This is a genomic window from Clostridium sp. CCUG 7971 (assembly GCF_017590215.1).
In the GTDB taxonomy this organism is placed as follows: domain Bacteria; phylum Bacillota; class Clostridia; order Peptostreptococcales; family Peptostreptococcaceae; genus Faecalimicrobium.
Window position 1 is genome coordinate 1 of sequence record NZ_JAFFPK010000083.1, and the last position, 15,292, is coordinate 15,292.

Annotated in this window: 13 protein-coding genes; 1 reads left to right on the top strand and 12 read right to left on the bottom strand. The window is 26.6% G+C overall.

Features of this window, described 5'->3' with window-relative positions; translation table 11 throughout:
* Positions 1 to 263: 263 nt before the first annotated feature.
* On the bottom strand, positions 264 to 458 hold the full coding sequence (locus JWF52_RS11475; RefSeq protein ID WP_208333699.1) for an aspartyl-phosphate phosphatase Spo0E family protein: 195 nt from the start codon (positions 456 to 458) through the stop codon (positions 264 to 266).
* Between the two features lie 202 nt (positions 459 to 660).
* Positions 661 to 2,034, bottom strand: a complete 1,374-nt coding sequence (locus JWF52_RS11480; RefSeq protein WP_208333700.1) for an MATE family efflux transporter — start codon at positions 2,032 to 2,034, stop codon at positions 661 to 663.
* A 137-nt stretch (positions 2,035 to 2,171) separates the two neighbouring features.
* Between JWF52_RS11480 and JWF52_RS11485 the strand changes: the two genes are divergently transcribed.
* A complete protein-coding gene (locus tag JWF52_RS11485) occupies positions 2,172 to 2,987 on the top strand; it encodes a MerR family transcriptional regulator (protein ID WP_208333701.1) in 816 nt (271 codons plus the stop codon).
* A gap of 47 nt (positions 2,988 to 3,034) precedes the next feature.
* On the opposite strand, the gene JWF52_RS11490 is transcribed toward JWF52_RS11485, so the two are convergent.
* The 10 genes from JWF52_RS11490 to JWF52_RS11535 all read right to left on the bottom strand — a co-directional run bounded on the left by JWF52_RS11490 (position 3,035) and on the right by JWF52_RS11535 (position 15,168).
* Positions 3,035 to 4,198: a class I SAM-dependent methyltransferase gene (locus JWF52_RS11490; protein ID WP_208333702.1), complete on the bottom strand. Its 1,164-nt coding sequence runs from the start codon at positions 4,196 to 4,198 to the stop codon at positions 3,035 to 3,037.
* Between the two features lie 90 nt (positions 4,199 to 4,288).
* Positions 4,289 to 5,173 carry a DMT family transporter gene (locus tag JWF52_RS11495; protein WP_208333703.1) on the bottom strand — a complete coding sequence of 295 codons (885 nt, stop codon included), beginning with the start codon at positions 5,171 to 5,173 and terminating at the stop codon, positions 4,289 to 4,291.
* Positions 5,174 to 5,371: 198 nt separating this feature from the next.
* Entirely contained in the window at positions 5,372 to 6,706 is a 1,335-nt protein-coding gene (locus tag JWF52_RS11500) for an amidohydrolase (RefSeq protein WP_208333704.1), read from the bottom strand.
* A 73-nt stretch (positions 6,707 to 6,779) separates the two neighbouring features.
* Positions 6,780 to 8,492 carry an adenine deaminase gene (locus JWF52_RS11505; protein WP_208333705.1) on the bottom strand — a complete coding sequence of 571 codons (1,713 nt, stop codon included), beginning with the start codon at positions 8,490 to 8,492 and terminating at the stop codon, positions 6,780 to 6,782.
* Between the two features lie 18 nt (positions 8,493 to 8,510).
* Positions 8,511 to 9,557, bottom strand: coding sequence for an ABC transporter substrate-binding protein (locus JWF52_RS11510; protein WP_208333706.1), 1,047 nt, complete (start codon positions 9,555 to 9,557; stop codon positions 8,511 to 8,513).
* Positions 9,558 to 9,574: 17 nt separating this feature from the next.
* A complete protein-coding gene (locus JWF52_RS11515) occupies positions 9,575 to 10,606 on the bottom strand; it encodes an ABC transporter ATP-binding protein (RefSeq protein WP_208333707.1) in 1,032 nt (343 codons plus the stop codon).
* 35 nt (positions 10,607 to 10,641) lie between these two features.
* Positions 10,642 to 11,424 carry an ABC transporter permease gene (locus JWF52_RS11520; RefSeq protein ID WP_208333708.1) on the bottom strand — a complete coding sequence of 261 codons (783 nt, stop codon included), beginning with the start codon at positions 11,422 to 11,424 and terminating at the stop codon, positions 10,642 to 10,644.
* Between the two features lies 1 nt (position 11,425).
* Complete coding sequence (locus JWF52_RS11525) at positions 11,426 to 12,256, bottom strand: ABC transporter permease (RefSeq protein ID WP_208333709.1); 831 nt, start codon at positions 12,254 to 12,256, stop codon at positions 11,426 to 11,428.
* A 293-nt stretch (positions 12,257 to 12,549) separates the two neighbouring features.
* A complete protein-coding gene (locus tag JWF52_RS11530) occupies positions 12,550 to 12,957 on the bottom strand; it encodes a PH domain-containing protein (protein WP_208333710.1) in 408 nt (135 codons plus the stop codon).
* Between the two features lie 114 nt (positions 12,958 to 13,071).
* Positions 13,072 to 15,168, bottom strand: a complete 2,097-nt coding sequence (locus tag JWF52_RS11535; RefSeq protein WP_208333711.1) for a DEAD/DEAH box helicase — start codon at positions 15,166 to 15,168, stop codon at positions 13,072 to 13,074.
* Between the last annotated feature and the right edge of the window lie 124 nt (positions 15,169 to 15,292).

Here is a 15,292-nt window from a genome sequence, read left to right on the forward strand (position 1 = left end):
AAGCATATGTAATTACAGAAATAGAATTCACTAACACATTAGTGAATTCTATTTCTCCGAATATTTATAATTATTAATTTATACTATACTTCCCCATTTAGAGTTATTTTATAATACATATTAAGCTTTTAAGTAAATATTATAATAAAACCCATTATTATAATAATAATTTTTTTAATATAAATAATCAATACACTTTACAAAAACGATTATTATTTTTGATAAATCGACCATTAGTGATATTTAAATTAAATCATATATTGTTAGCTATTAGAAGTTTCCATTTTATTTTTTCTATATAAATCATCGCTCTCTATTTGCATGTACTCTATAATTAATTCATCTAGTTCTTGACTTATCCCAACTATATTATTATGTGTTAATTTAGCTAAATCATATTGTTCTATCTCGAATTCTAGTTTAGCTTTTAACTTTTTTATATCATCCATAATCGACATATAAAACATTATCCCCCTTATAATTTCAATTAAATTCAATAATGTACTAATAAAATTTATAATTTTTTATACTATTTTTCAATTAGCTTTGTAAAATTGATTAGTTTTTGCGACAATACGATAAATTTTATGTACTTTTTATAAGATAAAAAAGAGTATACCTCAATAATTTAATTATTAAGGGATACTCTTTTTTATATTTCTATATATCTTGTTGACCTTCAAGATTAGAATTTAATGTCTTTTTATAAAATATCATAAAACAAATTAGAGTAGTTGTTGCTGCTAAAATATCAGAAATTGGCTCAGCTAATAGTACTGCTTGGAACCCATTTTCTAATATAGCTGGAAGTATAAATATTAAAGGGACTAATAATACTACCTTTCTTAATAATGCTAATAGTAAAGAAATTTTCGCTTCCCCTAATGCTAAGAATGTTTGTTGACAAGCTATCTGAGCCCCAAATATTGCCATACCTGGGAAGTATATTCTCATCGCCCATGATGTTATTTCAACAAGCTCTGGTTTATTATTAAATATTCCTACAAATACAGATGGTAACAGCATTATTAATGTAACCATTGTAACTGTGTAAATTAAGCAACTTATTATTAATAACTTAAATGCTTTTTTAACTCTATCTAAATTTTTAGCTCCGTAGTTGTAACTTATAATTGGCTGTGCACCTTGGGTAAGACCCATAAGTGGCAATGTAATTATTTGCATTATACTACTCATTATAGTCATAGCACCAATAGCTAAGTCTCCACCAAATTTTGATAATTGATTATTTAAACTAATTAATACCAAACTTTCCGTACTTTGCATAATAAAAGGTGCTATACCTAAAGCCAGTACAGGTAATATTACCTTCTTACTTAGTAATAAATATTTTTTTCTAATTTTTAGAATACTTTTCTTTCCAAGTAAAAATTTTAATACCCAAATTGCAGAAACTGCTTGGGCTATTATAGTAGCAAGCGCTGCACCTTTAACTCCCATTCCAAATCCAAATATAAATATAGGGTCAAGAATTATATTTATCAAAGCACCTATAGATACCGTAAACATTCCTATTTTTGTGAATCCTTGAGTATTAATAAATGGATTCATACCTACAGATATTAGTGCAAATATAGTACCTATTATATATATTGTTAAATAATCCATAGAATATCCTATAGTAGCTTCACTTGCACCGAATGCCCAAAGTATTTGTTCTTTAAAAACTATAAATATTGTCGTTAAAATTAATGATAGTACAATAAGTGTAGAGAAACTATTACTCATTATTTTTTCAGCTTCATCATTATCTTTTTCTCCCATTTTAATTGCTACTAATGGAGCTCCACCACTACCAATTAATGCACTAAATGCAGAAACTAGCATTATTATAGGCATTGCCACTCCAATACCTGCCATTGCCAATTCTCCATTTGGCATTCTACCTATAAATATTCTATCTATTATGTTATATAGTAGGTTTACCATTTGTGCAACTATTGTTGGAACAGCTAAATTTAAAAGTAATTTACCAATGCTACCACTTCCTAGTGCAACATTTCTATTATCCATTTTTACATTCTCCTCTTCTTAAATATTAATTCGTATAAAGCTAATAAATTATATTTTCACTTCCTTGAATTCTTATTATTCTATTATGATATAATAAGATATAGGGTAACACTATAGTCAATAGGAGATTTAAAAATATGAGAAAAAATTTAAGATATCTTTCAACAGGAGAATTTGCAAAGCTTTGTAACGTAAAAAAGCATACATTATTTCATTATGATGATATTGATCTTTTAAAACCTGAAGCTTTTGATGATAATGGATATAGACTATACTCCCATGAACAACTAACCTTATTTTACTTTATATCTATTATGAAAGACTTAGGAATGCCATTATCTAAAATAAAGTATCATCTAGACAATCGTACTCCTAAGCAAATAGAAGAAATCTTTGTAGATAAAATTAATGATATCGATAAAGAAATTAATAAGTTAAAAAATCTTCAACATACACTACAAAATCGAGTTGATAAAATTAGATTTGCTTCTAATATTGACTTTTCCACATTTAATATTGAATATCATAATGAAGAATACTATATTCTAGGTAGATCCCTAAAGGTTTCTACAGATGAGGATATGTATGAAATTATTAAAGATAATCTTAGTGAGTATGTTCACCACTATGATCTTAGTGATTCAATATGCTTATTATTAGATATTGCTCATACAGGTAATGGGTATAAACTAGAGCGTGAACGTGCCTTACAATTAGTAGATAAAAATACTCCTACTTCTAAAATGCATATTAAGAAAAAAGGTCTATATTTAGTTGGATACCATAAAGGATATTATGTAACAGTAGAATCTACCATTGATAAAATGTATGATTATATACAAAAAAATGATCTAAAAATAGGAAATCATTCTTATATAAAAGAAATTTTAAATGAATTAACTTCTGCAAGTAAAGAAGGATATATACTAAAAATATCAATTGAATTAATATAGATAAAAAACCCTGTAACTAATTTTTTATAGATACAGGGTTTTATATATTAAATCAAATTATCTTCTTTTAACAAGTTAAATAATGTAGGATTAAAATTAAACTGATCCATTAAAGTCTTAACTTCATTTAATGATTTTTCTTTTTTATCCTTAGATATATTTCCTTTTGAAGCTCTAATTAGTATGTTCTTAGGAGAATGTGCTATATCTATAAATTCTAAAAGCTGAGTTTTATATCCAGCGCTTTCTAATAAGTTAGCTCTAGCTGCGTCAGTCATAAGTGCTGCTACTCTTTCTTGAACTATTCCATATTTAGTTAATATATCTAAAGATTTAGCTTTCATTTGATGATTAAACTCATGTTGGCAACAAGGAACAGAAAAAATCATTTTACTATTCCATTTTATCGCATTGTATAAAGCATAATCAGTCGCTGTATCACATGCATGTAACGTAATTACCATATCTACTTTATTATTATATTTAAACCCATTAACATCTCCGATTTCAAAATGTAGATTTTCATAATTATATCTTTTAGCTATATCATTACATTTTTTAATTACATCAGCTTTAAGGTCTAAACCTATCATTTTTACATTAATTTTTTTAATTTCTACAAAGTAATAATATAGTACAAATGTTAAGTAAGATTTTCCACATCCAAAATCCAGTATAGTAAGTTCTTTATAATCATTTTTTTTAATTTCATCATCAATAATTTCAACAAATCTATTTATTTGCTTGTACTTGTCATATTTAGAATTAACTACTTTACCTTCTTTAGTAAATACACCTAAATCTATAAGAGGTTGAATTATCATACCTTCTTTAAGAATATAATTTTTTTCTTTATTGTGTCCTTTATTTACAAGGTTTTCATTATCACTTTTCTTTTTTCCTAAAAATACTTTACCTTTTTTAGATATTTTTAAGTCAAATGTACTATCATTTGACCAAGCAGCTAAGTTCTTATAATTCCCTGATAAGTACTTTTCAACCTTCTCATTTAAATCATCTTTGTCAATATTTTCATGAAATACTTGCTTATCTGTGTATTTTTCTATTTGATAATACTTTCCTTTATTATTTTCTTTTAATCCAAATGCTATTTTATTGTACTCAATATCTTTATTCATTTTGTTACTTATAACTATTTTAATTATATCTTGGCTAGTTATTTCATCAATTGCTTTTTTTAAATCGTCCATTTATTCACACCTTATCATTTATTTTAAGTTAATTTTTTACACATCAATATTATTATATATATTAAATTAATTCAAACGCTTTTTTAATACTTATTTACTATTTTCTATTTTGTCTAATTTTTTATTATATAAAAATATATAAAATGCTGCAGAAAATACTATTAAATATCCAACTATACTTAGCATATCCGGTATTTGATTAAATAAAAATATGCTTAAGATTGCAGAGAAAATTATATTACTATAATCGAATATAGATATTTCTTTAGCAGGTGCATATCTATATGCTAAAGTTATTCCAAATTGACCTAAGCTAGCAAATACTCCGGCTAAAATTAAATATAATAATTGAGCTAATGTCATTGGTTCGTATACATATATAAATGCTGGTAAAATTGTAATTAATGAAAACATTGAGAAGAAAAATACTATAGTATAAGGCTCTTCTTTATTTCCAATAGCTCTTAAGCAAGTATATGCAGATGCTGCAAATAAAGCTCCCATAACCCCTATAATATAAGGTATTACTTCTATACTAAATGTAGGTTTTATTATAAATAACGCTCCTATAAATGCTATTATAATTGATCCTATTTGTATTTTATTTATCTTTTCATTTAAAAATATAGCACAAAGTATCACTACAAGAAATGGACTAAGTTTATTTAACATATTTGCATCTGATAAAACTAATTTATCAATAGCATAAAAGTTAAGAATTACACCTAGAGTTCCAAAAGTCGATCTAAGAATTAAAAGTTTCCTATTTTCTTTCTTACCAGTTAAACTTCCTTTATGCTTCATTATTAAATATAGTGCTACTAATGCTGACACTAAGTTTCTAAAAAATACTTTTTGAAAATTTGGTACATCACCAGCTAATTTTACGCATGCTGACATAAGAGCAAATCCTAATGCCGATGCTATTATACATATTATTCCTTTTGTTCTATTTGATTTAATTATTTCACTCATACTTTCAACCTCCTTTTACTTACTTTAATCCTTATGCAAGGATATATTTATCAATTTAAATATCCAATAATTTAGTATATCCTAAAATATGGATAGTTACAAATACATGATAGTTATTATAATTTATACACAAATTATATGGTTTATAATCCCTATAAAAATAGATATTGATTGAAATCAATATCTATTTTTAATAATTTAAAGTATTTTAGCAACATTATTTATTTTTTCTTTCAAATCTATGAGATTTTTTCTAATCTCTTTAAAGTCTGCGCTTACTAATTTCTTATTTTTTACCGCTACTTTTCCATCTACTATAACAGTATCTACATTAGAAGGATTAGCCGAATACACTATAGCAGCATAATAGTCGTATATAGGTTGCATATTAACAGAACTTGTTTCTATTAAAGTTAAGTCAGCTTTTTTTCCAACTTCAATTGATCCAACTTCTTTATCAATTCCAAGAACTCTTGCCCCGCCAATTGTTGCCATTTCTACCAATTCTACTGATGGCATTAGTGTTCTATCGTTATTAAATAATTTATGTACTTTTCCCACTTGAGACATTTGAGTTATTATATCTAATGTATTTCCACTCATCGGTCCATCAGTTCCTAATCCTACATCAATTCCTTTTTCTCTCATTTTTATAATAGGTGCTACTCCTTTTGCTCCCTTAGAATTTGCCCCTATATTATGAGATACTTTAACATTTCTTTCTTTTAATATTTGTATATCATTATCATCGACTAGAACAGCATGCGCTGATATAAAATTAGAATCTAAAATCCCTAATTTGTCCATATAAGCAACCGGTGTTAAATTGTATTTTTCTTTATACTCATTTAATTCATAATCCATTTCTGCTAAATGAGTAGTTAATGGAACATTATATTCTTTACTTATATTGTATGCTTCTTTTAAAGATTCATCAGTATTTGTATACGGTGCATGAGGAGCTATCCCTGGAGTTATTAAATTATCATCTTTCCATTTTTCTATAAACCATTTTGAATACTCTAATCCTCCAAATGGCTCTTTTGCATTTGGTGAAGGAAAATCTACTATAGTTTCACATAATATGCCTCTAATATTCATTTCTTTAGCAGCTTTTGCCACTTCATCTTCAAAATAGTACATATCACAAAATGTTGTGACTCCTCCTAACAACATCTCAGCTATACCATATTTCGCTCCTATATAAGTTAGTTCCTTATCTACTAATTTTTGCTCCAGTGGAAACAAGTATCTTTTTAACCTATCTTTATAATCATCTGCTAAACTTCTAAATGGAACCATTGAAACATGTGTATGACAATTTATCATACCCGGCATTAATATCCCTTCGTCTCCATCTATAATTTCAATATCATATTCATTTTTAAGTTCTTCTTCTATATTCTTATCTGAAACATATATTATTTTATTATCTTTAAATGCTACTAATCCATTTTCTATAATATCTCTATTTCCATTCATTGTAAGTATAGTAATATTTTTTAATATAGTTACTTTATCTTTTGTGTTCATATTATCCTCCAAAGTATAAGTATATTAAATTAGACTATGTATATACATAGTCTAATTCTTATAGTTCTAACTATTACTTAAATAAAGAGATAATCTTATTTTTACCCACATCTATTAATCCTTTATCTGTGATTTTAAGCGCCGGGCTTACTGGTAGTGATAACGTACTAAATGACATTATCTCATTCATATGATTATATCCTAAATCTTTCATAGCACTTCTTACTTTACCTAAATTTTCTCCTAGTATTTCAATAGGTTCATCACTAATTATTCCACCTATTGGTAGACTTAAATTAGCTAATATACTACCTTTATTAGCTACTGCATATCCTCCACCTAGTGAAATAACTTTATTTGCAGCTAATACCATATCATCTACATTATTTCCCATTACCATAAGGTTATGATGGTCATGAGCCCATGTAGTTGCAACTGCGCCCTCTTTTAATATACTACCTTCTACTAATCCAAAAGATACATTATTATTTTTACCATATCTTTCAAATACAGCTATTAATGCGCAATCATTATTTTCCCACTTAAGTATTTGATTATCTAGTTTTAAAGTTTTTTCACATTCCTGTGTAAATGTTGTATTTTCAGACACCTTCATTGTTCTACATGTAACATTATCTAAATATTTATTAGAAACTTTTACTAATAAATCATCATTAATAATTTTATCTAATTTTATGCTATTATAAAATTCTTTTTTTATAGTACTTTTATTTTTAAAATATTCTCTTTTTATCCCATTCGATTTACTGTATACTTGTTCTCCATTTTTATAAACTTCTTCTATTTTAAATTCTTCTAAATTACTAAGTAAAATAAAGTCTGCAATCTTTCCTGGAGCTATACTTCCTCTATCAAATAATCCCATTCTTCTAGCTGGAGTATACGTTGATACATATATGGAATTTTCTGGTGACATCCCCAAATTCATTGCTTCTATAACTAACTTATTAAGGTGTCCATCTAAAAGTTTATCTGCCATTACATCATCTGTTGCTAAGCAAAAATGCTCATATAAATTATTTTCTATCAAATAACTCATATTTTCTTTAGTCATAGATTTATGTTGAACTTCTATAAACATACCATTCCTAATTTTTTCTTCTAGAGATTTCACGCTTTGTTGAGTATGGTCTCCATTGACTCCACTACATAAATAAAGAGATAAATCTACACCTTCTATTTTGGGGCAATGACCTTCTAAAGGTATATTTTTATTATTATATTTAACGTAGTTTATTATATTATTAATTTTAGAAGTTTTATCATCTATTAAATCTTTAAAGTTCATTACTTCTCCTAAGCATAAAACTTTATCATAATTTAATAATTCTCTTACTTCCTTTACTCCTATTTGTCCCCCAGTAGTTTCTAGTTCTGACGATGTTGATGGAACTGAGCTTGGTATTCCATAAAATATATCTACCTTTTCTTCTTCCTTTAAAAATTCTTTAATTCCTTCAACCCCAAAAACATTTGCAATTTCATGAGGGTCAGCTACAACTGTAGTGACCCCTTGTTTTATGACAGCCTTTGAAAATTCACTTGGAATTGTCATTGAGCTCTCTATATGCATGTGTATATCTACAAGTCCTGGAATCATGTACTTATTATTACCGTCTATAATATTATTAGATGTTAGTCTGTCGTCATAGTTTTCCCCTATATGAATAAACTTACCTTCATGTATTATAACATCACCTAATATAAACTGTTTAAAGTAACTATTATATACTTTTAAGTTTTTTATAATTAATTGTACTTCCATAGTCTCACCTATTTAACACTAGTTCATTATTCTGTTCCAAGTATTAATCCATTCATTCATTAATGTATTTACAAATTTAAAGTCTATTACTTTTGCATTTTCTAACACTTTTCCGTATGTTAAATTCTTAGCATCTTCTTCATTTAATTTAACTTCGCCATTAACTGGAGCTTCACTTAAAGCTTTAGCTGCTCTTTCTTGAACTTCTGGACTTAAAGCATAGTTTATAAATTCATAAGCTAAATCTTTATTCTTTGAATTTTTGTTAATATTTATTGTATTGAAGTTTAAGTAAGTTCCTGATTCAGGTATTACATTTTTAACTTCTGGCTTAGCTTTTGCTATTGTTTCAAATGCAAAATCTGAAGCTACTGCTGCTACTATTTCTCCGCTTGAGAACATATTAGCTAAATCTGATGATTTAGAGTAAGTTTTAACAACATTTGGCTTTAATTTTTCTAATTCTTTAAATGCAGCTTCACCTTTATCTTTAGTTATATCTACACCTGCTTTTTGAGCCGCTATACTTACTACCGCAGCACCATTAGTAGTTGTTATATCTGGTATAGCTATTTTTCCTTTTAACTCAGGCTTCCATAAATCTTCCCATGATTTTATGTCTATACCTGCTGATGGATCTACTACTATTCCTATACTATTTAATGTATAAGCTGGACCATATCCTCTTTCTACAGTAGCTTTAGCTTTTTCATTTATACTTTTAGAATTTGGTATTTTTGAATAGTCTATTTTTTCAAATATTCCTGCTTCTATTCCTTGCTCAGCAAATGATTCTGCTAAATAAGTTATATCTATATTTGAATTTGGATTATTTTTCATTTTAGTTAATCTTTCAGAGTTATTTCCAACTTCTAAAACTAATTCTACTCCATGTTCTTTAGCAAATGGCTCAAATACTTCTTTCTTTAATACATCTTCATTTAATCCCCAAGTGGAAACTATAAGTTTTTTGTTTGATGCAGATTCTTCTGATTTTCCACATCCAACTAAAGCTGTCGCTGAAATCACACCTGTTAATAATAATGTTAAAATTTTCTTGTTCATAGTTTTTCTCCTTTATCCTATAATATAACTATTTTATTTGATGGTAATTGAAGTCTTACTTTATTTCCTTTTTCATATATAACACTATTTTCACTATTTACAATTATACTACCCATAGATGTTTTAACATCATATTGGTAAGCCTTACCTAGGAAGGTTCTTATTTCTATAGTGCCCTCTATCGTATTTTCTAATTCTTCATCAACTATTTTTATATCATCTGGTCTTATAGTTGCTTTTACTTGTGTTTTATCCTTATCTCTATCAACCTTAAATTTAACTCCACTTTCATTAACATAAGTGTTATCTGAAATTTTCTTTAAATCAATAAAGTTTTCAAACCCTACGAATCTTGCAACGAATTCAGTAGCTGGATTTGAGTAAATATTTTCAGGAGTATCAAATTGTTCTATAACTCCTTTATTAAGTACTGCTACTCTATCTGATATTGAGAAGCATTCCTCTTGATCATGTGTAACAAATAATGTTGTTATCCCAAGTTTTTGTTGAAGTTTTCTTATTTCAACTCTCATTTTAAGTCTTAACTTAGCATCAAGGTTACTTAATGGTTCGTCTAAAAGTAATAAGCTCGGTTCTATAACTAATGCCCTTGCTATAGCAACCCTTTGTCTTTGACCACCTGATAATTCTTTAGGATATCTTTTTGCTAAATGAGACATATCTACAGTTTCTAAAATATCTGCAACCTTTACTTTTATCTCATCCTTTGGTACTTTTTTCATATTTAATCCAAAAGCTACATTTTCTTCAACTGTTAAGTGTGGGAATAACGCATAGCTTTGGAATACTAAACCGAAGTTTCTTTCATGAACAGGTATTTTTGTATAATCTTTATCTTCTAATAAAAACTTACCTGCTGTTGGCTCTATAAACCCTGCAACAACTCTTAGTGTTGTAGTTTTTCCACATCCACTTGGCCCAAGAAGAGATACTAGTTCCCCCTTTTTAACATTTAGGTTTAAGTTTTCTAATATATTATTCTTTTTATCATATGAAACATTTATATGTTGTAATTTTATTAAATCCATTTTACTAATCCTCCAAGTCTTTATTAGTTATAACTTTATCCTGCAAAGTTGTTAAGACCTAATGTCTTTTCTAAGATGTACATAATTCCAATAGTTAATATCATTAGTATTACTGATAATGCTGATACTGTTGGATCATAGTTATATTCAACATAGTTCATCATTGTTATAGGTAATGTAGACACACCTGGACCAGTTAAAAACATTGATACTGGAACATTATTAAATGAATTTATAAAAGCTAACATAAATGCTGCCATTACTCCTGATGTTATGTTTGGTAATACTACCTTAAAGAAAGTTTGTGATTTCTTACATCCTAAACTCATAGCTGCTTCTTCTATCGAATAATCAAATACTTCTAAACTAGACCCTACAACCCTTATAATGTAAGGTATTATTACTAATGTATGTCCAATAAATAAACTCATATTTACTGAAAGATTTAACTTTACTAGTAAGAATTGGAATAATGAAAACCCAACTACTATACCTGGTATTATAAGCGGTGAGAAGAAGAAACTTTTAATAGCTGCTTTGCCCTTAAAATCATATCTACTTAACCCATAAGCTGCTGGCATACCTATAACTAATGCAGCTAATGTAGCTATACCTGATATCGTTAAGCTTGTTATCATAGAGCTAACAAAAGCTTCTGATTTAAATACAGTTGTAAACCATTGTAAACTAAATCCTTTCGGAGGAAATGCTATATAATTTTCCGTTCCTATACTTGTCATAGCAATTATAGCTAATGGTGCAAATAAGAATATATATACTAATACAACAAATGCCGTTAAAAATTTACTCTTTTTCATCTTAAGAAACACCTCTCTTATCTAATCTTGATGCTAGGAAGTTGATTCCTTTTATAACTATTAATGTAACTATAATCATTATAGTTGCTACTACTGCAGCTCCTTGCCAATCTCCTAATGTCATAGTCTTTTGATATATTAATGTAGCTAAAACTGTATTTTTATTTCCACCTAATAATTGAGGTGTTGTATATGCAGTTAAAGAACCTGTAAATACTAATACAGTTCCAACTATTAATCCTGGTAAACTTAATGGGAATATAACTTTAAAAAATGCTTTTAATTTGTTAGCTCCTAAGCTTTCAGCTGCTTCTAATAAATCATTTTCAACATTTTCCATAACTCCAACAAGAGATATTATCATTAGTGGTAAGAATATGTATACAGTACCTATTATAATAGCTCCTTCAGTATATAAAAGTGATAATGGTTCTGTTATTAAATTAAGCTTAATAAGTAAGCTATTGATAACTCCATTTTTTCCTAAGATACTCATCCATGCAAACGAACGAACAACAGAATTCGTTAAAATTGGAAATACTGTCAATGCAATAAATAACCCTCTTAACTTTTTAGATGTTCTTGATATGAAATATGCTACTGGTACTCCAATAAACATACATATTATTGACGATAATAATGATATCTTTATAGTTCTAATAAATATACTCATCATATATTCATCTTTAAAAAATGATGTATATGCACTAAACATTCCATCTGTCGTATTAGTAAACGTTGGTAATATAGTTCCAATTAAAGGAACTATCATAAAGTATGCTACTAATATTACACACGGTATAAATAACATATAATAACCTTTCTTTTTCATAATGTGCAAACTCCCTCTCTAGATATTTTATAAAAAACGAATATTTTTGTCGAAATTTGATTTTATATTTACATTTTACTCACATTATCGAACATTGTCAACATTATAAATTTTATATTTCGTTTTTTTATAAACTTTAATTATATATTTTCTTTTTTTATTCATTCAAAATCTAACTAACCCTAATTTTATTATGGACAATAAATTCAAACATACTCTTATATTTATTAAAGTTTGAGAATTAATTTAAGGTATAAAAAAAGATTGCAATATTAATCGCAATCTCTTTTATCTTATTTACAAAGATAATATTCTTTTACAAGTCTTACTATTTGCTTAGCTTCTTCTGTTTGAGCTTTAGGTACTTTAAATGATATAGGAGCATTGTATGATGTATTTTGAGTAACCACTGTGTTTCCATCAACACCTATTTTTATATCAACATCTAAATCCATTGTTGATGCTGTTTCAAAAGATATACTCTTAATATTCTTCTTAGGGAAGAACTTTACTTCTACTTTTTTCCCACTTAATCCTTGAACATCTACTCTATAAAGCCCATGATTAGTAAGTATTATAGAATCTCTTATAAATGTAAATCCGATAATAACTTCTTCATCATCTAGTAAATATTCTCTTATCTTATCCTCACATTGATTATCTACTGATCCATAACCTGCTATCTTATTAAAAAATGACATAGTCTAAAAACTCCTTTAAATCATTATTTGTTAAAATAATTATATCATTTAATTAACTATTTTGTATATTATAGAATTATTGGTAAATATAAAGTTTGGTTTTACAAAAGCACTTTATATAAATAAATCTATTATATCATCTTTAGATAAATTTTTAAGTGTATTACTATTATCTAAATTACCATCTATAATATCTTCAATAAGCTCCTTTTTATTTTCTTGTAAGCCAATTACTCTTTCTTCAACAGTATCTTTAGCAATAAGCTTTACAACATTAACAACATTTTTTTGACCTATTCTATGAGCTCTATCACTTGCTTGGTCTTCAACAGCAGGATTCCACCAAGGATCAAAATGAATAACCATACTTGCGCTAGTTAAATTAAGTCCTGTTCCTCCTGCTTTTAATGATATTAAAAATATTTTTTTATCTTCTTTATTATTAAATTCATTAACTAATTTAATTCTATCTTCTGCACTAGTTTTTCCATCTAAATAGCTATATGAGATTTTTTCGTTCTCTAATCTTTGTCCTATTATACTTAGTACTTTTGTAAACTGAGAGAATACCAGTATCTTTTTATCCCCTGAATCATTTATTATATCTACTAATATATCTATTTTAGAATTTTTACCAATATAATTTTTAACCATTAACTCTGGCGCTAAGCATAACTGTCTTATTTTAGTTAAGTAAGAAAATACAGTTATATTATTTTGATTATCTTCTTTTATCTTCTCTTTTATAAGTTTTATATATCCATTATAAGATTTTCTATGGCCTTTATCTAATTGTACAAAGAATTTTTGCTCTATTTTATCTGGAAGTTCTGATATAACTTCTTTTTTAGTTCTTCTAAGCATAAATGGTTTTATAAGTTTTTTAAGCTCACTTGTACTTTTATCGTTATTTACAAATATACTTTTAAATTTTTCTTTATGATATAGATAACCTGGCATTATAAAGTCAAATATTGACCATAGTTCTAATAAATTATTCTCTATGGGAGTGCCCGTTAATGCAAATCTTACTTTAGCATTTATACTTTTTATAGTTTTCGTAATAATTGAATCTGGATTTTTTATATTTTGTGCTTCATCTATAACACAATAATCAAAACTTATATTTTCATATTTATCTAAATCATTTCTAAACGTTGTGTAAGTAGTTAATATAACATCATAATCATTAATGTTATTTATTATTTTATCTCTTTCTACTTTATTTCCATGAGCTACTCCTATTTTCAAATCTGGAGCAAATTTATCAAACTCATTTTTCCAGTTATATATAAGAGCTGTCGGTGTTATTACTATACTTCTTTTATTTACTTGAGATAGTAAAAATGCTATTGCTTGAATAGTTTTACCAAGCCCCATCTCATCTGCTAATATACATCCAAATTCATAGTTTGATAATGTTGTAAAAAATTCAAATCCTCTAACTTGATAGTCTCTAAGTTTAGCATTTAAATTTTTAGGGACTCTACATTCTATTTTTGAGTTCTTTTTAAACTTTTTAATTATATTACTTACGTACTGTCTTCCATCTATAAAGTCTATATTTTCTTCTTCTATGAAATTATCTAAATATAAAGCTTTATTATTAGGTATTTTCATATTTTCAAAATCATTATATATCCCTAATACATCTATTAATTTAAGGGCTTTTACTAAATTTTCATCTTCTAAATCTAAGTAATCTCCATTTGAAAGTCTATGTAACTTTTTATTTTCTTTAAAAGAATTAAATATTCTTCTATAATTTATTTTATCAACTCCATCAATATTTAAATTTATACCCATATGACCATTTCTTGACTGAGTTATATTTACTATTACTTGAGGATTTATTGTTATTCCTTCATTATAAGATTCTTGTGTTTTTACATTTTTTAGATTATTAACACCATTAAGAGCTATTGCAACCATATGAGGACATATTTGAGCCTTATTATCTTTTGATATTGATCCACTACAATCGCAACTTATATTTGATACTACTCTAGTTTTTAGATTAATACTTATCATAGCAGTATAATTTTGTCTATGATATTCATCTATAATAGTTGCATAAAATATAACATTATCTCCTTCTATCTTTGAATAATCGTTAATAATTCTATTTCTTTTATACATAGTAAATCCACTGTTGAATTTTGTTCTATCCGTATTAAATTTTAATATATCTTCTATTATATTTAAGTCCACGTTATCACCCTTATTCCTATTTTAAATTATCTATCTAATATTATTTTTTAATTACTATATTTTTAATAACTTCTATTATACAACTAATATAAGCATTATTGTTATAATGTAAAATTATTTTCAA